Here is an 18,480-nt window from a genome sequence, read left to right as displayed (position 1 = left end):
TCCGGTTACCCGACCGTGACCAGTCAGGAGATCCCCCATTTCCAACTACGCGGACCCCCATGAGCAGCACGCGACCGCCGTCTCCCTCGCGGCGGTCTCCCTCCCCACACGCACCGCCGGGGCGGCCGGGGCCCCGGCCGTTCCCGAGGTCGGCTGTCCCACCGCCGGCGGCCGGACGGTGCTATACGCCGGCAAGACGACCGCGTCCTACTTCTGGGACGACGGATCGGGCATCAACGGCGACACCGGAGCCCCCGCGTCGGGCGAGCCGATGCAGAAGGGCCTCGCGGCCAGCCCGAGCTGGCCCATGGGCACCAAGGGCTATGTGATCTACCAGGGCAGGACGGCCGACTTCTTCGTCGGTGACCGCGGCCCCGGCGTTCCCTCCAGCAGCGGGGTCATGCTCGACCTCGACGGCAAGACGTTCGCCGACCTCACCGGCGGCACCTGGGACGGTGACTCGCTCACCGTCGAGGGCGCGGGCGGGCTCGGCCACATCCCCGTGCAGTACGTCATCACCGAGTGGGGCAAGGGGCGCGGCAAGACGGGCGCGCCCAAGCCGTTCTCCACCGGCGCGTACGGCGTGCGGGACCAGGCCGCGCCGCCGCCTCCCTGCCCGACCTCGGCCCCCGCCCCCTCCGTGGAGTCGCAGACCACCGCCTCCACGCCGGCGGCCAAGGCGGCCCCGGCGCAGAAGCCGGCGCAGGAGTCGGCTCAGGGGTCGTCTTCTCCCACGCCCGCCGCCCAGGCAGAGGCCGCCGCGGCGGCCATGGCCCCCTTCGCCGGCGGGCGGGACGCGGCGGGCGGCGCGGCCCCAGCGGCGCGGGCGGGCGGAGCCGAGACCCCGACGGCCGCCACGGCCGGTACGGCCGGTACGGCGTCGGTCCAGGCCGTCACCCCCGTGTCCGCCACCGGCGACCCGTCCGGCCGCGACGACGCCGCTCCGGCCGTCTCCGCCGCGATCGTCGTGTGCGCGCTCGTCGCGGTGAGCGCGAAAGTGGTGCACAGCCGGGTCACCCGCCGGCCGAGCGGCGACGAGGCCCGGTAGGGGCCATCGGACCCGGGCGGGAGGGGCGGGGTCTACTTTCTGCGGCCCCGGAGCGCTCCCGCCACCCGGTTGAACACCCGGTCCCACTCGGAGCCGAACGGGTTGTCCTGCACCAGATAGGTCCAGGTCGCCGTGGGCCGCTTGAGGCCCTGGTCCGCGAGATCCCGGGTGACGTCGGCCTTCTCGAAGGTCTCCCGGGAGCGCCGTTCGACCTCGTCCAGCATCGCCCGGTAGGCGGGGACGGCCTCGCGGTTGAACTCGTCCAGCGGGTTGAGCCGCCCGAGCGCGCGCAGGTGGATGCCCTCGCGCAGGTCGGACAGGAAACCGAGGTGCTCGGTCCAGCACTGGTCGAGGTGGTAGAGCACGATCTGCCGGGCGGCCCGCCCGACCACCTCCTCGCCCGCCGTCTCGCACAGCTCGCGGTAGCGCTCCGGGCAGGCCGACTCCAGCGCCCGCGCCCCGGTGTCGCCGCGCAGGACCCGGTCGCGCCGTTCGAGCACCTCCGCCCGCTGGCGCTCCAGCAGCCGGGTGTACCGCCACGTGTTGCGGTGGATCTCCAGGTTCACGCCCTCGGCCACCCGCTGGGCGTGCGCCACGAGCGCGTGCGCCTCGGGTTTCCGTACGGCGCCGTCGGCGTCGGCGGGCGGCAGCGACTGGTCCGGCGCGTAGACCGTCAGGAGCGGGTCCTGGCCGCTGACGAAGAAGACCGAGCCGCCCGGGTCGCCCTGCCGCCCGGCCCGGCCCCGGAGTTGGTCGTCCAGCCTGCTGCTGTCGTGCCTGCCGGTGCCGATGACGTAGAGCCCGCCGAGCGAGGCGACCTCCTTCTCCTTCTCGCCGGGGTCCTTCTCGCCGGGGTTCTCCTCGCCGGGGCCGCCCGCGCCGAGCCGGATGTCGGTGCCGCGCCCGGCCATCTGGGTGGAGACCGTGAGGGCACCGCGCCGCCCGGCCCGCGCGATGATCTGCGCCTCCTCGGCGTCGTTCTTCGCGTTCAGGACGGTCGCCGCGAGGCCTCTGGCCGCGAGGGCCCCGGCCAGGCGCTCGGACTCGGCGACGTCGAGCGTGCCGACGAGGATCGGCTGCCCGGTGGCGTGCCGGGTCTCGATCTCGTCCAGCAGCGCCCCCTCCTTGTCCTCCGCGGTCGCGAAGATCCGGTCGGGCTCGTCCACCCGTACGCAGGGCCGGTTGGGCGGGACGACCACGACGGAGAGGTCGTAGAACTCGCGGAGCTGCTCGCCCACGGCGACGGCGGTGCCGGTCATGCCGCACACGCGGGGATAGCGGTGGACGAGACCCTGCACGGTGATCGAGTCGAGGATCTCGCCCGTCTCCGACGCCTGCAGGTGCTCCTTGGCCTCCACGGCGGCCTGCAGCCCGTCCGGCCAGCGCTGCAGCGCCGCGACCCGGCCGCGCGAGGTGTTGACGAGCTCGACCTTGCCGTCCCTGACGATGTAGTCGACGTCCCGGGTGAGCAGCGTGTGGGCGTGCAGCGCGAGGTTGACCTGCGTCACCACGCCGGGGTGCTCGTAGATGTCGACGCCGAGGGCCTTCTCGACCGTGTCGATGCCCTTGGGGGTGAGGAAGACGGCCCGGCCCTCCTCGTCGATCGTGTAGTGGTAGCCGCGCGACAGCCGCCGTACGAGGGCCGCCATCTCGGGCAGGGCCGTGCCCGCGTCGGCCGCGCCGGCCAGCACCAGGGGCACCCGGGCCTCGTCCACCAGCACCGAGTCGGCCTCGTCGACGAGCGCGACCTCCGGGGCCGGCACGACCAGCTCGGCCGGGTCGGTGCGGAGCCGGTCGCGCAGCACGTCGAAGCCGAGCTCGCTCACCGCCGCGTACGTGACGTCGCACGCGTACGCCTTCCTGCGCTCCTCCGGCGTGGAGGTCTCGGCGACCCATCCGGCCGTCAGGCCCAGCGTCTCGTACAGCGGGCCCATCCACTCGGCGTCGCGGCGGGCGAGGTAGTCGTTGACCGAGACCACGTGGACCCGGGCGCCGCGCAGCGCGTACCCGGCCGCCGCCATGGCCCCGACCAGCGTCTTGCCCTCGCCGGTGGCCATCTCCGCGACGTGGCCCTCCAGCAGCGCCAGCATGCCCGCGAGCTGCACGTCGTACGGCCGCTGGCCGAGCGCGCGGTGGGCCGCCTCCCGCATCACCGCGCAGAAGTCGGCGGTGCCGACCCAGGCCGGGTCGACGACGGCGGGGCGAAGCTCGTCGCGCCGGCCGGCCTCGGCCGCACGCCCGGCCGCCTCCGCCGCGACCCGCTGGAAGGGGGCGAGATCGACGCTTCCCGGCTTCTCCAGGAACCGCCTGATCCATCGACCTACCCGCGTCACATCCGCTCCAACGACTCTTGGGTCCGACTGGTTCCACATGCCCGGTTCATGGTCCCACTATCGGGGGCGAGACAGGTGAGCGTACCTGACACTCCCTGACAGGTACGCGCGGCAGCATGGCCGTATGACAACGATCGCGAAGCTCATCGCCGTGACCATGGACTGCGCCGAGCCGAAGAGGCTCGCCGACTTCTACTCTCAGATCACCGGCCTGCCGGTGCAGTATGCCGAAGAGGAGTACGCCGGCATCGGCGACGACACGACGGCCGTCTACTTCCAGCGGGTGCCCGACTGGAAGGCGCCGTCCTGGCCCGGCGCGGACAAGCAGTTCCACCTCGACTTCCGGGTGCCCGACCTCGCCAAGGCAGTGGAGGAGTACGTCGCGCTCGGGGCGACCAAGCCGGAGTTCCAGCCGGGCGACTGGGTCGTGCTCGCCGACCCGGAGGGACACCTCTTCTGCGTCTGCCCCGAGAGGTCCTGAAAGGTGCGATGAGGGCTGAGAGTCGCGGGTTCCCGTGGCGCGGACCCACTCCCCCTAAACTTGCGTGGTGATATCTGGACACACCGCCGGCTCCCGGCACCCCGGCCGGCGCGCATGATCTGGGCGGGAGTGGCGATCGCCCTCGTCGGGGCGCTCGGGTACGCGCTGGGCGCGGCGCTGCAGCAGTTCGAAGCCGTGCGCGACGGGGCGACGCTCGCGCTCGTGCGACGGCCCCGCTGGCTGATCGGCGGGGTGATCGGCCTCGTCGGCGCGTCCCTGCACGCCGTGGCGCTCAGCGTGGCCCCGCTCGTCGTCGTCCAGCCGGTGAGCGTGGCGACGCTGGTCTTCGCGGTGCCGCTCGCCGCCACGCTGCACGGCAGGCGCCCCCGGCGGGCCGAGATCGCCGGATCGATCGCGGTGGCGGTGGGCCTGCTCGGCCTGATGCTGCTGGTCCCGGCGCACAACGTGACCCCCGTGCTGTCGGACGTGAACGCTGTCGCGCTGATCGGCTGCGTCGCCCTGGTCGCCGCCGTCACCTTCACCGCCGCGCGCCTGCTGCGGGGGCCGCTCAAGGCGCTGCTGATGTCGGTCGGCGCGGGCGCGGTGACCGCGACCGTGTCCACGTTCGTCCGGGTGGTCGGCGGCGGGCTCAACGGAGACCTCGGGCGGCTGGTCCACTGGTTCACCCTGGCCATCCCGGTGCTGCTGGTCTGCGCCATCGTGCTGCTGCAGAAGTCGTACGCCGTGGGCTACTTCGGGATCGCCTACGCCGGAGTGCAGGTGGTCGATCCCCTCACCTCGGTGACGGCGGGGGCCGTGCTGCTGGGCGAGTCGCTGCCCACCGGGCCCGACAAGGTGGTTCCCGCGCTGCTGGCCGCCGCCCTGCTGATCGCCGGGACGGTCACCCTGGGCCGCCTGGCCCCCGACCAGTCCAAACCCCCTGTCGTACGCGGCGAGCCGGGCCCCCGCGAGGAGCCGGTGAGCGCGGCGACGCCCGAGGCGGCCTGATCCCCGGCGTCGCTCAGCGCGGGGAACCACTCTCAGCCCGGCCAGCGGAAGACGTCGTCGAACTGGCGCACCGCGACGGCGGGGCCGAGCAGGCCCGCCGCGCGCACCGCGCCGTCGCGCAGGGCGACCGCGAGCGGGTCGCGCCAGCCGCTGATCCGCCCGGCCAGCCGCGACCGCCGCACGATCGGCGTGGTCCGGGCCAACCGCTCCCGGCTGTACGCGGCAAGCCCAGCAGCGAGATCCGCAGCGGGATCCGGGGCCGGGCCGCCGCCCGGCGAGACGTGCCGGGCGAGCACGACGGCGTCCTCGATCGCCTGGCAGGCGCCCTGCCCGAGGTTGGGCGTCATGGGATGCGCCGCATCGCCCAGCAGCGCGATCCGCCCGGAGTGGAACGCGGGCAGCGGGGTGTCGAGCGAGTAGATGTCGTGGCGCAGCACCGCGCCCGGGCCGGCGGCGGCCAGCAGCCCGGGGATCGGGTCGTGCCAGCGGCCGAACAGGCGGACGAGCTCCTCCTTCTCGCTCTCCGCGCGCAGGCCCGCCGCGACCGGCGCCGTGGCGTAGCAGTAGACCTGGCCGCCCGCCAGCGGCATGACTCCGAACACCAAACCCGCCCCCCAGGTCTCCGACGCGCCGACCGTTCCGGCGTTGGGGATGATCGCCCGCCAGCTCGTCACACCCGCGTAGACGGGCTCGGGATGACCGGGGAACAGCGCCGCGCGGGTCCGCGACCGGATCCCGTCCGCCGCCACGACGAGATCGGCCCGGATCGTCTCCGTGCCGCCTGCCGTGCCGCCTGCCGGGGTGGCGAGGGTGACCAGGCCCGTCCCGGGGTCGGCCGACTCGGCCCGGGTGCCCAGCCGCAGGGCGCCTTCCGGCAGGCGCGCGGCGAGGATGCCGACCAGCGCCGACCGGGTGAGCAGCACGATCGAGTCGCCGTACCGGGCGGCGGACTCCTCGGCGGTGGTCCGCGACAGCCAGCGGCCGGACGGCCGCCGGAGGCCCGCCTCGCCCTGGATCGCCGAAAGCTTCCTGACCTCGTCCCCGAGTCCGATCATGTCGAGGGCCCGCAGCGCGTTGGGCGCGACCGCGAGCCCCGCGCCGACCGGCTCGATGGAGGCCGCCTGCTCCAGGACGGTCACCTGCCAGCCGTTCCGCGCCAGGGCCAGCGCCGTCGTCAGCCCGCCGATGCCCGCTCCGACCACCACTGCCTGCGCCATGTCCGGCCTCCTTCACTACAGGTGTAGTCACAAACTACTACGCCTGTAGTGCGCCCGTACGATGAGGGCCGTGAACAGTCAGCGGGCGCTCTTCGTCGCGGACGCGGCCATCGCGATCCTGGCCGAGCGTGGCATGCGGGGGCTGACCCACCGGGCGGTCGACGAGGCCGCCGGCCTCCCTCCCGGGTCCACGTCGAACTGCGCCCGCACACGTGCGGCGCTGCTGGAGCTGACGCTGGCCCGGCTGTCGGAGCGCGAGGCGGCGGCACTCTCCACGGTGGTGTCCGGTCTCCCCTTCGGCGAGGGGGGCGCCGCCGACCTGACGGACCTCCTCGCCGCCTTCGCGTACGCGGCGATGACCGAGCACCGGGAGACCACCGTCGCCCGGTACGAACTGGCGCTGGAGGCGACCCGCCGGCCGGAGCTGCGCAGGCTGTACGACGAGCTGGGCCGCCGCATCCGCGAGCCCGCCGTCGCCATGCTGGCCGCCGCGGGCTCACCCGACCCCGAACGCCGGGGCGGGCAGATGGTGGCCTACGTCGACGGCCTGCTGTTCGACGCGGTGGCGGGCGCGGGCGGCACCCCGTCCCCCGAGGACCTGCGCGCGGCCTGCGAGGACCTCATGACCCTGTTCCTCCGCGGCTGAGTGACGCGGCTGTTCCTCCGCGGTGAGTGACGCGGCTGTTCCTCCGCGGTGAGTGACGCGGCTGTTCCTCCGCGGTGAGTGACGCGGCTGAGCGCCGCCTCGAACCGCCCTTCCGGGCGGGCGCCGTGTCGACACGCATACCGGCTGGTCGGTACGCTCACGGGGTGTACGCCGACCCGCCCGGCCTCGATCTCGCCCGCCTCGCCGGGCACCTCCGGCGCGCGGGCCTGACCGAAGGGCCGCTCACCGCCGAGCTGATCGTCGGCGGGAGGTCCAACCTCACGTACGTGGTCCGCGACGCCGAGCGGACGTACGTCGTGCGCCGGCCGCCGCTCGGGCACGTTCTGGCCACCGCACACGACATGGCGCGGGAGCACCGGGTGATGAGCGCCCTGCGCGACACCGCGGTCCCCGTGCCGCGCACGTTCCACCTGTGCCGGGACACCGAGGTGATCGGCGCGCCCTTCTTCGTGATGGAGCACGTCGAGGGCGGGCAGCCGCCGCTCACCCCCGCCCTCGCCCACGCGCTGGTGGACGTGCTGGCCGCGCTCCACTCGATCACTCCCGGGAGCGTGGGGCTCGGCGACTTCGGCAGGCCCGAGGGCTTCCTGGAGCGGCAGGTCACCCGGTGGAGGCGGCAGCTCGACGCCTCCCGCAGCCGCGACGTCCCCGGCTTCGACGACCTGTACGAACGCCTCGTCCGCGACGTACCCGCCCCGCCGCCCGAACGGGCCGTTCCGGCGATCCTGCACGGCGACTTCAAGCTCGGCAACACGCTGGTCGCCGGCGGCGAGGTGCGGGCCGTGCTCGACTGGGAGATGTCCACACTCGGTGACCCGCTCACCGACCTGGCGCTGTTCCTCCTGTACGGCGAGGTCGCCGCGCTCGACCCCGCCGCGGGCCGTGCGGTCGGCGCGACCGGTGCGGCGGGTGAGGCGGGTGAGGCGGACGGCGCGGCGCCGCTCCTGCCGATCGAAGCGGGCGCGGAGCTCGCCGCGCGCTACGGGGAGGCGTCCGGGCGCGACCTGTCCCGGTTCGGCTGGTACGTCGGCCTCGCCTGCTTCAAGCTCGCGGTGATCGCCGAGGGCATCCACTTCCGCCACGCGATGGGCCTCACGGTGGGGGAGGGCTTCGCGGGGATCGGCGAGCAGGTCGCCCCGCTCGTCGCCCGCGGGCTCATGGAGGTCTGAATGCACTTCGCGTTCGACGACCGGACGGAGGAGCTGCGGGCCCGGCTGCTCGCGTTCATGGACGAGTGCGTCCACCCGGCCGAGCGCGCCTTCCACGAGCAGGCGGCCCAGGTCCGGGCGGCCGGCGGCTGGGGCCCGCCGCCGCTGCTGGAGGACCTCAGGGCCGAGGCCCGCTCGCGCGGCCTGTGGAACCTCTTTCTTCCAGGAGAGCAGGGCGCGGGGCTGACCAACCTCCAGTACGCCCCGCTCGCCGAGATCATGGGCAGGTCGCCGGCCATCGCGCCGCCCGCGACCAACTGCGCCGCCCCCGACACCGGCAACATGGAACTGCTGGCGGAGTTCGGCAGCACGCGGCAGCGCGCGGAGTATCTGGAGCCGCTGCTGGCCGGTGAGATCAGGTCGGCGTTCGCGATGACCGAGCCCGAGGTGGCCTCCTCCGACGCGACGAACATCGCGACCTCCATCACGAGGGACGGCGACGAGTACGTCGTCAACGGCCGCAAGTGGTACATCACCGGCGCGATGGACCCGAACTGCCGGGTCTTCGTCGTGATGGGCAAGACGGACCCCGAGGCGCCCAGGCACCGGCAGCAGAGCATGGTGCTCGTCCCGCGCGACACCCCCGGTCTCACCGTACGGCGCGGCATGACCGTCTTCGGGTACGACGACGCCGACCACGGAGGCCACGCCGAGGTGGTGTTCGAGGACGTACGCGTGCCCGTGGGCAACCTGGTCGGCGAGGAGGGCGGCGGCTTCGCCATCGCCCAGGCGCGGCTCGGGCCGGGCCGGATCCACCACTGCATGCGGCTCGTCGGCATGGCCGAGCGGGCGGTGGAGCTGACGTGCCGCCGGGTGCTGTCGCGCGAGGCGTTCGGCGGGCCGCTGGCCCGGCAGGGGGTGGTCCAGGACTGGATCGCCGAGTCGCGGGTGCGCATCGAGCAACTGCGCCTGCTGGTGCTCAAGACCGCCTGGCTGATGGACACCGCCGGCAACAGGGGCGCGCACACCGAGATCCAGGCCATCAAGATCGCCGCACCCGCGACCGTGGAGTGGATCCTGGACAAGGCGATCCAGGCCCACGGCGCCGCCGGGCTGAGCCAGGATTATCCCCTCGCCGCGCTGTGGGCGGGGGCGCGGGCCCTGCGGTTCGCCGACGGCCCCGACGAGGTCCACAAGCGGTCGCTGGCCCGCCGCGAGCTCAAGAGACACATGGGGTGATCTTCCGGTGACATGGGATGAGGCGTCGGTCGCCCGGCGCGCCGCGGCCTTCCTCGCGGAGCACGACCCGGCGGCCGTGGACCGCCTGGCGTTCCTGCGCGCCCGGTTCGACGCCGGGCTCGCCTGGGTGCACTTCCCCGAAGGCCTCGGCGGCCTCGGCGCGCCCTGGGAGCTGCAGGCGGTGGCCGACCGGGAGCTGAGGGGCACGCCCGACAACCAGCCGGGCCGCATCGGCATCGGCCTCGGCATGGCCGCCCCGACGATCCTCGCCTTCGGCACCGAGGAGCAGAAGCGGCGCTTCCTGCGTCCCCTCTGGACCGGCGAGGAGGTGTGGTGCCAGCTCTTCAGCGAGCCGGGCGCCGGTTCCGACCTCGCCACCCTGGCCACCCGCGCCGTACGCGAGGGCGACGAGTGGGTGGTGGACGGCCAGAAGGTGTGGACGTCGAGCGCGCACACCGCCCGCTGGGGCCTCCTGCTGGCCCGCACCGACCCCGGCGTGCCCAAGCACCGCGGGCTGACCTACTTCGTCTGCGACATGCGCGCGCCGGGCGTCGAGGTGCGCCCGCTGCGCCAGATCACCGGCGAGGCCGAGTTCAACGAGGTCTTCCTCACCGGGGTCCGCCTGCCCGGCGCGCTGCGGCTGGGCGAGGCCGGAGACGGCTGGCGCGTCGCGCAGGCCACGCTGATGAACGAGCGGGTCGCCATCGGCGGCATGCCGGTCCGCCGCACGATGATGGAGGTCGTCGCCGACACCTGGCGCTCCCGGCCCGAGCTACGCACCCACGACCTGCACCAGCGGCTGCTGCGGCTCTGGGTGGAGTCGGAGGTCATGCGCCTGACGGCAGCGCGGCTGCGCGAGCAGCTCGCCGCCGGGCACCCGGGGCCGGAGGGCTCGGGGATGAAGCTCGCCTTCGCCCGGCTGCACCAGGAGCTCTCCGGCCTGGAGGTCGAGCTGCTCCGCGAGGACGGCCTCGCCTACGACGACTGGACCTTCCGCCGCCCCGAGACGGTCGACTTCCTCGGCCGGGAGGCGGGCTACCGCTACCTGCGGGCCAAGGGCAACTCGATCGAGGGCGGCACCTCGGAGATCCTGCGGAACATCATCGCCGAACGCGTGCTCGGGCTGCCCGCCGAGCCGCGTGCCGACAAGGACGTCGCGTGGAAGGACCTCCCCCGATGACCCTGCTTTACACGGAGGTGGAGGAGGAGCTGCGGGCCGCCGTGCGCGACCTGCTCGCCGACCGGTGCTCTCCGTCCGCCGTACTGGGCCGCGTCGAATCCGGTGTGGAGTCCGGCACGCCGTACGACGCGGAGCTGTGGAAGACGCTGACCCGCGACATCGGCGTGGGCGGGCTGCTGGTGCCCGAGGAACTCGGGGGCGCCGCCTCCGGTGCGGGCGGGGCGTCGGCCCGCGAGGCCGCCGTCGTGCTGGAGGAGCTGGGCCGCGCCGTGGCGCCGGTGCCGTTCCTCGCGAGCGCCGTCCTCGCGACCCAGGCGCTCCTGTCGGCGTGGGGAACGGCGGGGGGAGACGCGGGGGGAGTGGTGGCCGGCGAGCTGCTGGGCCGCCTGGCGTCCGGGGAGGCGACCGCCGCGCTCGCGGTGCCGTTCGCCGCCTCGCCGTACGCTCCGCCGGCCCCCGCGGTGGCCCTCGGCGAGGACGGCACGGTGACCGGCACGGTCGGCGGCGTGATCGGCGCGGAGATCGCCGACGTCCTGCTCGTCCCGGTACGGCTGACGCGGGGCACCGCCCTGTGCGCGGTGGAGGCGTCCCCGGCCGCGGCTCTCGGAGGGGCTGCCGGAGGGGCCGTCGGAGGAGCTGTCCGGGGACCCGTACGGGTGACCCCGGCCACCTCGCTCGACCTGACCCGGCCGGTCGCGACGGTGTCGTTCGCCTCGGCCCCCGCGCGCGTCGTCGCCACCGCCGGCGGCCCTGAGACGCCGTGGGTGCGGGAGGCCCTGCTGCGCGGCGCGGGGCTGCTCGCCTCCGAGCAGCTCGGGATCGCCGAGTGGTGCCTCGCCACCACGGTCGCGTACGTCAGGGAGCGCAGGCAGTTCGCCCGGCCGGTGGGGTCGTTCCAGGCGGTCAAGCACCGGCTGGCCGATCTGTGGCTGGAGATCGCGGGGGCCAGGGCGGCGGCCCGGAACGCGGCCGCCCGGCTCGCGGAGGCGCCGATCGCGGGGGACATCGCGGGGGACATCGCGGTGGCCGTCGCGGTGACTCAGGCGCACTGCGGAGCGGTCGCCGTCCACGCCGCCGAGGAGTGCGTGCAGCTTCACGGCGGCATCGGGATGACCTGGGAACATCCCGCGCACCTGTACCTCAAGCGGGCCAAGGCCGACCAGATCGCACTCGGCACCCCCGGTGACCACCGTGAGGCCCTCGCCGGGCCGGCGGACCTCCCCGCGCCGGTCTGACCTCTCAGGGCCGCTTGTCAGGGCCGCTTCTCAGGGCCGCTTCTCAGGGGCGCAGCGAGCCGAGCAGGAGGTCGGCGAAGTGGCGGCCGACCTCCTTGCCGGTCAGCGGGCCGTCCGGGTGATACCAGGTGCCGAGGTGGTGGACCGAGCCGAAGAAGAAGTCGACCACCATCTCGGCCGGGATGTCGTCGCGGAAGACGCCGTCGCGCTGCCCCTCGGCGACGAGGCCGCGGAACCGCTCGTGGTAGCGGCGCCGCTCGGCCCGCACGCTCCGGTGGGTCTCGGGGGCCAGCTGGTGCATCGACCTGAAGAAGATCTTCGAGTCGTCCAGGTTGTCGACCGTGGTCACGACGACGTCCGTCGCCGCCGCGTGGAGCCGCTCGGCCACCGGGCCCCCGGCGTCGGCGAAGTGGTTGAGCCGCTCCATCTGCAGGCGCAGCACCCGGGCGTAGATCTCGTGCAGCAGGTCGTCCTTGGACCCGAAGTAGTGGTACATCGCGCCCTTGGTGACCCCGGCCGCCGCGACGATCTCCTGGACCGAGGTGCTCTCGAAGCCCCGCTCGGCGAACAGCCGGGTCGCCTCGGCGAGCAGGCGCCGCCGTACGGGCTCCTCCACGGGCGCGCCGCGACCGGCGGGCGCGGGGAGATTCGATGCACGCCGGGACATCCTGACCTCCTTCGTCACGGCCCAAGCATACCGACTGGTCGGTCGACGCCTGGGGGCTGTGCCGCCCGGGTAATGAGTCAGCCAAGGACTGGCGGAATCGCATTACTTCCCTCACCTTAGGAGGGTTGGGATTCCCGCTCGGGTATCCCGGGAGAAAGCCGCATGCAGACTGTGGGGGTTGGCGTGCCGAACGGTTCCATCTATGTGCCGAAGGACGAGAAGTTCACCGGCGCGTCGCCGCAGAACCTGTACGTGACGTTCTGGTTCGCGGGGCGCAAGAACCGGCTCCGGATACGGGCCGCCATCACGGTCGCGGGCTTCGCCGCGGGCAACCTGCTGGGCTCGCGGCTCGGGTTGAACCCGTTCGCCGCGGGGCTCGTGCTGGGCGCTCTCGCGGGTGGCGTCGACTGGTTCGTCGCCTGGCGCCTGTACGAGCGCACGGCGGTGTGGCGGGGCAAGCGCCGCGGCGAGGTGCGCACCGGCCGGCTGCTGCGCCTCATGCTGCGCCGGCACGGCTACCGGGTCATGGACGGCCGGGCCGTCCCCGGAGAGGCGTCGATCGACCACCTCGTCATCGGTCCCGGCGGCGTGTGGATCGTGGACAACGAGGCGTGGTCGCCCGACACCCTCATCGCGCGGTACGGCGAGCGGCTGTTCTTCGACGAGAAGTTCGGCACCTCGGTCGCCAAGGGCCTGATCTCCGCCGCCGACTCGATGGCCGCGCTGCTGACCAAGGAGACCGGGATCGAGGTGACGATCGTCCCGGTGCTCGCCGTACACGGCGGGAAGATCAAGGCCTGGGGCGGCGTCCTGAGCGGAGAGGGGCTGACCGTCGCCTATCCCCGCCGCGTCGCGGGCTGGATCCGCGCGAACGGGTCGGCGGCGTACACGGAGGAGCAGATCGACCTGCTGGCGCGCACGGCCGCCCGCATCCTGCGCCGCATGAGCTGACCGGGGCCGCATGGCCGGGGCCGCAGCTCCGGACGCGGCTTCGCTCCGGTCCGATTTTGACTGCTCCGAGGGGTGCGATAACCTCTAAGAGCTCTGCGCCGCTAGCTCAGTTGGTTAGAGCAGCTGACTCTTAATCAGCGGGTCCGGGGTTCGAGTCCCTGGCGGCGCACCAACCCGGAAGCCCAGGTCGTCATCGGCCTGGGCTTTCCGCGTGGTGCGCCCGGGTGGCGTGCAGGGACGCGAGCAGCTGGAGGCGTTCTGCGTCCGCGGTGCCGGGCCCCGCCGTGTAGACGAGCAGGACCGGCCCGGGATTGCCGGGCAGGGGATAGACGTCCCAGTCGACGGTGATCTCAGCCGCCTCGTGCTGTCCGGCACGCGTTCCGGGGCGCGGCGCGTGCGGACGGCCGCCGGCCGCCGCGCGGCCCGGGCGAGGGTGAACAGGTGCCGGCGTTCCTCGTCGTCGAGGTCGAGGTCGAGCGCGGAGGCGGGGCTTGAGCAGCAACCCTACGGCCAGTGGCCGTGGCCGAGACCCGTCGCGTCGGATACGCCCGCTGCAGCACCGATGACATCCTGACGGGCCTGTCTGGCCGGGGCGTCCTGTTCGGCGTCGGCATGACCATCCATGACTGGAGCGACCCGTTCGGCCGACTGTTCCTTCAGACCCTCGCCATGGTCGCCGAGTTCGAGGCGAACATCGGGCACCAGCGCACCCGCGAAGGCATGGCGCTGGCGAAGAAAAACGGCAAGCTCAAGGGCAAACAGCCCAAACTCCCCGCACCCGCCCGCCGCTCCATCCGCCGCCGCTACGCCGAAGGTGAGGTCTCCCTCGCCGACCTCGCCACCGAATACAGCGTTGGCCGCTTCACCATCCACCGCATCATCCACAACCCGGAGACCTGAGCACCAGCGCCCTGACCTGCGGATCAGTCACAGCTGGCGGCTGGTGGTAGCTGCCTTGCCGGTAGTGAGCCCAGAACCCTCAGTGGCCAGGCGTTTTCGCAGGCTGGGATCACGAGACGTCAGGCGTCATCCCGCTTGTCCAGCCATCGGAGAATGGCCTGGTTTGTTTCTTCGGGTTTTTCCTGCTGGATCCAGTGGCCGCAGTCCAGGCAGACCACTTCCACGTTGGGCACGAACTCTGCCAGGTTTTCCGACCTCGCGACCGGGTCCCGGTCGCCGTAGATCATGAGGGCGGGCTGGTGGATGATCGAGTCCTGATGACGTGATAGCCGGCCGCGGCGAGGGCGGGCATCTGGTGGCGCCAGGTGAAGGCGTGGTCCGGCCAGCCGTGGCAGAGCACGATGGGCCTTCCCGCGTTCTCTCGGCCCGCTTCGAAGACTTCGAGTTCCACACCGTTGACCGGAATGAGGGTGGGCTTGGGGAAATCGGTTGAGGTCATGGCGCCATCCTGACGCCGAAACCGGTCACCTCATGACCGGTTTGTGTGGGAGTTTTGTGGGCGTGCGAACCGACCGGCTGGTGGCCGTCCTCCTCATGCTGCAACGGCGCGAGCAGGTGACAGCGGCAGAGGTCGCCCGGGAGCTGGAGGTCTCCGAGCGCACCGCCCGCCGCGACCTCGACGCCCTGGCCATGGCCGGGGTGCCCGTGTACTCCACGCAAGGACGGGGCGGCGGCTGGCGCCTGGTGGGCGGCGCCCGTACCGACCTGTCCGGGTTGACCGCGGGTGAGGCCCGCGCCCTGTTCCTGGTCGCCGGCCCGGCCTCGGCCGCGACCCCGGCCGTGAAAGCAGCCCTGCGCAAACTCGTCCAAGCCCTGCCGGAACCCTTCCGCGCCCAAGCCGAAGCAGCAGCATCATCCTTGGTCATGGACCCGCGACGATGGGGGTCGAGCCGGGTCGAGCACCGACCACCTCGCTTCCTCGACGACCTCCAGGACGCGGTGATCCGCGGCGTCCAGGTGCGGCTCGGCTACGTCGATAGCAAAGGCGCCGAAACCGAGAGGACCGTCCATCCGCTGGGCATCGTCGCCAAAGGCCCGGCGTGGTATCTCGTCTCCCACACCGAGACCGGCCGACGGACCTTCCGGATCGACCGCGTGACATCCGCCGACCCGACCGGCGATCCCGTGCACCGGCCCGAGGACTTCGACCTCGCCGAGAGCTGGCGCGAGATCGCCGACGAGATCGACCGCAAACGAACACCTCTGGAGGTCCAGGCCGTCTGCGCGCCCCACGCCATAGGCATTCTCCGGATCGGGTTCGGCGACCGACTCGAAGTCGGAGGCACCACGACCGACGGACGCATCGACGTCGTGATCCGCGGCCACGACGACTACACCCTCGCCGGCGAACTCGCCGGGCTGGTCGAATGGCTCGAAGTGACCGGCCCCCCGGGTGTGCGAGACCACCTGGCCTCGATCGGCAACGCCCTCGTCGAGCGATACAGCTGACGCCGGCACGGGCGCTCAGCCCACGTGCTGAGCATGATTTCGAGAGCACAGTTCTGGTGAACAACGTGGGTTCGTCTGTTCTGGCAGACATCCGGTCACGACGTCGGCGGGTCCGTCGGCCTGGCTCGCTGAGGGTGGATCGTCTCGTGCCGGGCCAGCATCGCCACGTACTCGGCGATCTTCCGGGTGCGCGTCTCGGCCCGCTTGACGGCATTGACCCGGCTGATGAGAGCGAAGCGGTTGGTCTTGGTGAGCACCTCGAATATCGCCTGCGCCGCTGGGTCGGCGGCGATCGCGGCTCGCACGTCGGCCGGGACCTCCGCTTCCGACGGCGGTGCGTAGGCGGCCGTCCACCGCCCGTCGGCCTTCGCGGCTTCCACCGCGGCACGGCCAGCGGGCAGCATCAGGCCGGCCGCCTCCAACCGGTCCACGTTGGCGACGTTGCGCTGGGACCAGATACTGCGGGACCGGCGCGGGGTGAACCGCCTCCAGGAACTCTCCTCGTCGCGCTTGCGGGCCTGCCCGTCGATCCAGCCGAAGCACAGTGCCTCATCGACCGCCTGCTGCCAGGTCAGCGTGGTGACAGAGCCGCCCTTCCTGGTCAGGGCGAGCCACACGCCAGGAGAGGCAGTGTGGTTGCCCAGCAGCCACGCGCGCAGCGCCGAGCTGTCAGCCACGATCAACTCGTCCAGTTCGGTTCCGGTCACCACCGCAGGCTAGTACCGCGACCCGATGTTGCGACTGGTCCGGGTGGCTCGTTGAGCTGGCGCCGGCGGCTCCGCCACCCTCTACCGGGCCGACCCCGCCGGCTGTGCGGAGGACCCGTCGGCGGTCGCGATGGATTCCCAGATCGACGCGACGCTGGCGCTGGCCTCGGCGATCTTCGGGCCATCACCCGAGGTCCACGAGCGGGCCGCGACCCACGCGACGAACTCAGGCTCGACCGAGACGAAGTCCTTCCATCCATAGGCCCGCCGGAGCTCCCGCTGATGATCAAACGGCGGCTCCCGCCGCTCGGTGTTCTCATCATCGAGGAAGAACACCCGCTCCAGATCCGCCCGCGACGGCGGCCCCGAGAACCGCCCGTACGCAGCAGCCTCATCATCGGTCAGGAAATCCACCACCGGCATAAGCGGCAAAGTACGACTGTCGCGACCCTGCTCCATGCGCTGGTAGTAGTCGGTGCTCAGCCCGGCCAGCAGCGCGACCTCCTCGTGTCGCAGGCCGGCCACCTTGCGCCGGGGCCCCGGCTCCAGGCCGACGTCCTGGGGGCGCAACCGGCCGCGCCGGGCACGCAGGAAATCACCGAGCTCACGGGCGTACGGGTGGTCGACGACAGTCTGCCGCCACGGCCCACGCCGAAGGTAGGCCTGATGCGATCCGATCAGGTTCCGGGGCTGACGAACACCGGCGTGTCAGAAACAGACAGTCGCAGCCGCCGGTCGCGGACCTCGACCGGGTGAGGCTCGCCGAACGCGTCGACCGCGGTCGCGGCGGAATCGTCCCAGGGCCAGGAAACGGTGACGGGCGGTTGAGCCTCCCCGTCGACCATGTCACGACGGTCCCACAGCACCAGTAGCGGCCCCTTTTCCGGACGCTCGACCTCGAACGCAAACAGGCTGGGCGGCTCGGCGGGCCGCACGCGGGTCACCCGGCCGGCCCCGGCGAGCTGCGCGGCGAGCAGGGCGAAGGTGCCGGCCGCCGGGTGCCGGACGGCGAGCTCGCCGCCCCGGTAGCCGAGCATGGCGAGCTTGCCGAACATCAGATGCATGATCTGCAGAGGGTCGGCCGGTCCGGGCACCTCGGGCGCGAGGTTCCAGTAAAGGGTTCGGCGGACTCCGGCGGCGAGCGCCTGCAGGGTGCACGCGACGAGCTGGCGGCAGTTGATCCGGTGCCGCATGGCCTCGAGCTCGGGCGGGCACCCGTCCATGAACATCTGTAGCCGGGGCGGCAGATGCGGCATCCGCGCGTACAGCGCGGCCATGGCCCGTCGCTCGGGGGTGTCCTGCCGCACCCTGGCGGCCAGTTCTTCGGTGCTTTGCACGTGCGCGCCCTCGGCGAAGGCCTCGGCGAACACCTCGTACATGACGGCCTGGGCGTCGGGGAACTCGAACGGCACGGGCGCGGCGTACTCGCCCACCACCACCGGTTTGAGGCAGCCGTGCGCCCGCATCAACTCCCGCACGGCCTCGATGTGGGCGGGGACCGCGGAGGCGTCGCCGTACAGGTGCACGTCGAACAGGTCGAAGGCGTCGCGGCCGTGGGACAGCACATACTCGAAGAAACGCCACGGCTCGCTTCCCGCCTCGCTGCTGAGCACGTCGTAGCCGCAGCCGCCGAGTACCACGGCGGCCGCCGGGTCGGCCTCCCTGACCGCGTCGTACATGACTTTCAACTGCGCGACGTACTCGGCGGCGGTCCCGGCCCACAACAGGTCGGTGTTGCTCGGCTCGTTGTCGCACTGCCAGTAGCGCACCCGTCCCGCGCAGCGGCGCACCACCCGGCGTACGAACTCGGCGTAGGCGCTCAGGTCGTGCGCCGGGGAGGGCGGCAGGAAGTCGGTCGGCGTCCGGGTCGCCCACGGGGAGCTGGAGCACAGCGTGATCCACACCTCCTCGTCGCCGTCCAGCTGGTCGAGCAGCGTGTCGACCACTTCCCAGCGGTAGCGGCCAGGTTCGGGCTCGACCTGGCTCCAGTACACGTACGCCCGTAGGATCCCGGCCCCCAGCGATCGAGCCTGGGGGACGAACGTTCCGGGCGGGCCGAACAGGCCGTAGCTGACGCTCCTCACGATGCCCAGCCGGATCCCCGGCGGGTCGAACGCGTCGGTCGCCGTCGCCGTCGCCGTCTCTGTCATCATAGGCCTCCTTGAGAGTTTACGACGTACACATTGTGTA

The 18,480-nt window shown here is 72.7% G+C and carries 19 protein-coding genes and 1 tRNA gene; 12 read left to right on the top strand and 8 right to left on the bottom strand.

Annotated elements, in window-relative coordinates; genetic code table 11:
* The first annotated feature begins 178 nt into the window (after positions 1 to 178).
* Positions 179 to 1,048, top strand: a complete 870-nt coding sequence (locus tag OG344_RS01570) for a hypothetical protein (protein ID WP_405086643.1) — start codon at positions 179 to 181, stop codon at positions 1,046 to 1,048.
* 32 nt (positions 1,049 to 1,080) lie between these two features.
* Here the strand turns inward: OG344_RS01570 and secA2 are convergent, their stop codons facing one another.
* Positions 1,081 to 3,381 (bottom strand): accessory Sec system translocase SecA2, encoded by a 2,301-nt coding sequence (gene secA2, locus OG344_RS01565; protein WP_327047457.1) that lies wholly within the window; start codon positions 3,379 to 3,381, stop codon positions 1,081 to 1,083.
* Between the two features lie 124 nt (positions 3,382 to 3,505).
* Here secA2 and OG344_RS01560 point away from each other — a divergent pair, with 124 nt between their 5' ends.
* Together OG344_RS01560 and OG344_RS01555 are read left to right on the top strand one after the other, a co-directional pair.
* Positions 3,506 to 3,862: a VOC family protein gene (locus OG344_RS01560; protein ID WP_327047456.1), complete on the top strand. Its 357-nt coding sequence runs from the start codon at positions 3,506 to 3,508 to the stop codon at positions 3,860 to 3,862.
* A gap of 129 nt (positions 3,863 to 3,991) precedes the next feature.
* Positions 3,992 to 4,870: a DMT family transporter gene (locus OG344_RS01555; RefSeq protein WP_405086640.1), complete on the top strand. Its 879-nt coding sequence runs from the start codon at positions 3,992 to 3,994 to the stop codon at positions 4,868 to 4,870.
* A gap of 32 nt (positions 4,871 to 4,902) precedes the next feature.
* Here the strand turns inward: OG344_RS01555 and OG344_RS01550 are convergent, their stop codons facing one another.
* Positions 4,903 to 6,087: an FAD-dependent oxidoreductase gene (locus OG344_RS01550; protein WP_405086639.1), complete on the bottom strand. Its 1,185-nt coding sequence runs from the start codon at positions 6,085 to 6,087 to the stop codon at positions 4,903 to 4,905.
* Positions 6,088 to 6,157: 70 nt separating this feature from the next.
* Here OG344_RS01550 and OG344_RS01545 point away from each other — a divergent pair, with 70 nt between their 5' ends.
* From OG344_RS01545 to OG344_RS01525, 5 genes are all read left to right on the top strand, one after another.
* Positions 6,158 to 6,733 (top strand): TetR/AcrR family transcriptional regulator, encoded by a 576-nt coding sequence (locus OG344_RS01545; RefSeq protein ID WP_405086638.1) that lies wholly within the window; start codon positions 6,158 to 6,160, stop codon positions 6,731 to 6,733.
* Positions 6,734 to 6,897: 164 nt separating this feature from the next.
* Positions 6,898 to 7,923: a phosphotransferase family protein gene (locus tag OG344_RS01540; protein ID WP_405086637.1), complete on the top strand. Its 1,026-nt coding sequence runs from the start codon at positions 6,898 to 6,900 to the stop codon at positions 7,921 to 7,923.
* Positions 7,924 to 9,141, top strand: a complete 1,218-nt coding sequence (locus OG344_RS01535; RefSeq protein WP_405086636.1) for an acyl-CoA dehydrogenase family protein — start codon at positions 7,924 to 7,926, stop codon at positions 9,139 to 9,141. It begins immediately after the preceding gene.
* 7 nt (positions 9,142 to 9,148) lie between these two features.
* A complete protein-coding gene (locus OG344_RS01530; protein WP_405086635.1) occupies positions 9,149 to 10,321 on the top strand; it encodes an acyl-CoA dehydrogenase family protein in 1,173 nt (390 codons plus the stop codon).
* On the top strand, positions 10,318 to 11,556 hold the full coding sequence (locus tag OG344_RS01525; RefSeq protein WP_405086634.1) for an acyl-CoA dehydrogenase family protein: 1,239 nt from the start codon (positions 10,318 to 10,320) through the stop codon (positions 11,554 to 11,556). The genes OG344_RS01530 and OG344_RS01525 overlap by 4 nt, the downstream gene beginning before the upstream one ends.
* 43 nt (positions 11,557 to 11,599) lie before the next feature.
* Here the strand turns inward: OG344_RS01525 and OG344_RS01520 are convergent, their stop codons facing one another.
* On the bottom strand, positions 11,600 to 12,223 hold the full coding sequence (locus OG344_RS01520) for a TetR/AcrR family transcriptional regulator (RefSeq protein ID WP_405089032.1): 624 nt from the start codon (positions 12,221 to 12,223) through the stop codon (positions 11,600 to 11,602).
* Positions 12,224 to 12,385: 162 nt separating this feature from the next.
* Here OG344_RS01520 and OG344_RS01515 point away from each other — a divergent pair, with 162 nt between their 5' ends.
* The 3 genes from OG344_RS01515 (at position 12,386) to OG344_RS01505 (ending at position 14,074) form a co-directional block, all read left to right on the top strand.
* Positions 12,386 to 13,174, top strand: coding sequence for a nuclease-related domain-containing protein (locus tag OG344_RS01515; protein WP_405086633.1), 789 nt, complete (start codon positions 12,386 to 12,388; stop codon positions 13,172 to 13,174).
* Between the two features lie 95 nt (positions 13,175 to 13,269).
* Positions 13,270 to 13,346: transfer RNA gene (locus tag OG344_RS01510), tRNA-Lys, on the top strand.
* Positions 13,347 to 13,687: 341 nt separating this feature from the next.
* Entirely contained in the window at positions 13,688 to 14,074 is a 387-nt protein-coding gene (locus OG344_RS01505) for a recombinase family protein (RefSeq protein ID WP_405086632.1), read from the top strand.
* Between the two features lie 119 nt (positions 14,075 to 14,193).
* On the opposite strand, the gene OG344_RS01500 is transcribed toward OG344_RS01505, so the two are convergent.
* Both OG344_RS01500 and OG344_RS01495 read right to left on the bottom strand, forming a co-directional pair.
* Complete coding sequence (locus tag OG344_RS01500; protein ID WP_405086631.1) at positions 14,194 to 14,361, bottom strand: alpha/beta fold hydrolase; 168 nt, start codon at positions 14,359 to 14,361, stop codon at positions 14,194 to 14,196.
* A complete protein-coding gene (locus OG344_RS01495; protein ID WP_405086630.1) occupies positions 14,358 to 14,573 on the bottom strand; it encodes an alpha/beta fold hydrolase in 216 nt (71 codons plus the stop codon). The genes OG344_RS01500 and OG344_RS01495 overlap by 4 nt, the downstream gene beginning before the upstream one ends.
* 62 nt (positions 14,574 to 14,635) lie before the next feature.
* On the opposite strand from OG344_RS01495, the gene OG344_RS01490 reads away from it, so the two are divergent.
* Positions 14,636 to 15,583, top strand: a complete 948-nt coding sequence (locus OG344_RS01490; RefSeq protein ID WP_405086629.1) for a helix-turn-helix transcriptional regulator — start codon at positions 14,636 to 14,638, stop codon at positions 15,581 to 15,583.
* Positions 15,584 to 15,678: 95 nt separating this feature from the next.
* Here the strand turns inward: OG344_RS01490 and OG344_RS01485 are convergent, their stop codons facing one another.
* From OG344_RS01485 to OG344_RS01475, 3 genes are all read right to left on the bottom strand, one after another.
* Positions 15,679 to 16,290, bottom strand: coding sequence for a YdeI family protein (locus OG344_RS01485; protein WP_405086628.1), 612 nt, complete (start codon positions 16,288 to 16,290; stop codon positions 15,679 to 15,681).
* A gap of 81 nt (positions 16,291 to 16,371) precedes the next feature.
* A complete protein-coding gene (locus OG344_RS01480; protein WP_405089031.1) occupies positions 16,372 to 16,968 on the bottom strand; it encodes a helix-turn-helix domain-containing protein in 597 nt (198 codons plus the stop codon).
* Entirely contained in the window at positions 16,968 to 18,443 is a 1,476-nt protein-coding gene (locus OG344_RS01475) for a hypothetical protein (RefSeq protein ID WP_405086627.1), read from the bottom strand. The genes OG344_RS01480 and OG344_RS01475 overlap by 1 nt, the downstream gene beginning before the upstream one ends.
* Between the last annotated feature and the right edge of the window lie 37 nt (positions 18,444 to 18,480).

This window comes from Microbispora sp. NBC_01389, assembly GCF_045040095.1.
Taxonomy (GTDB): domain Bacteria; phylum Actinomycetota; class Actinomycetes; order Streptosporangiales; family Streptosporangiaceae; genus Microbispora.
The sequence above is the reverse complement of the archived record's forward strand: the minus strand, read 5'-3'. Positions and strand labels throughout refer to the sequence as shown.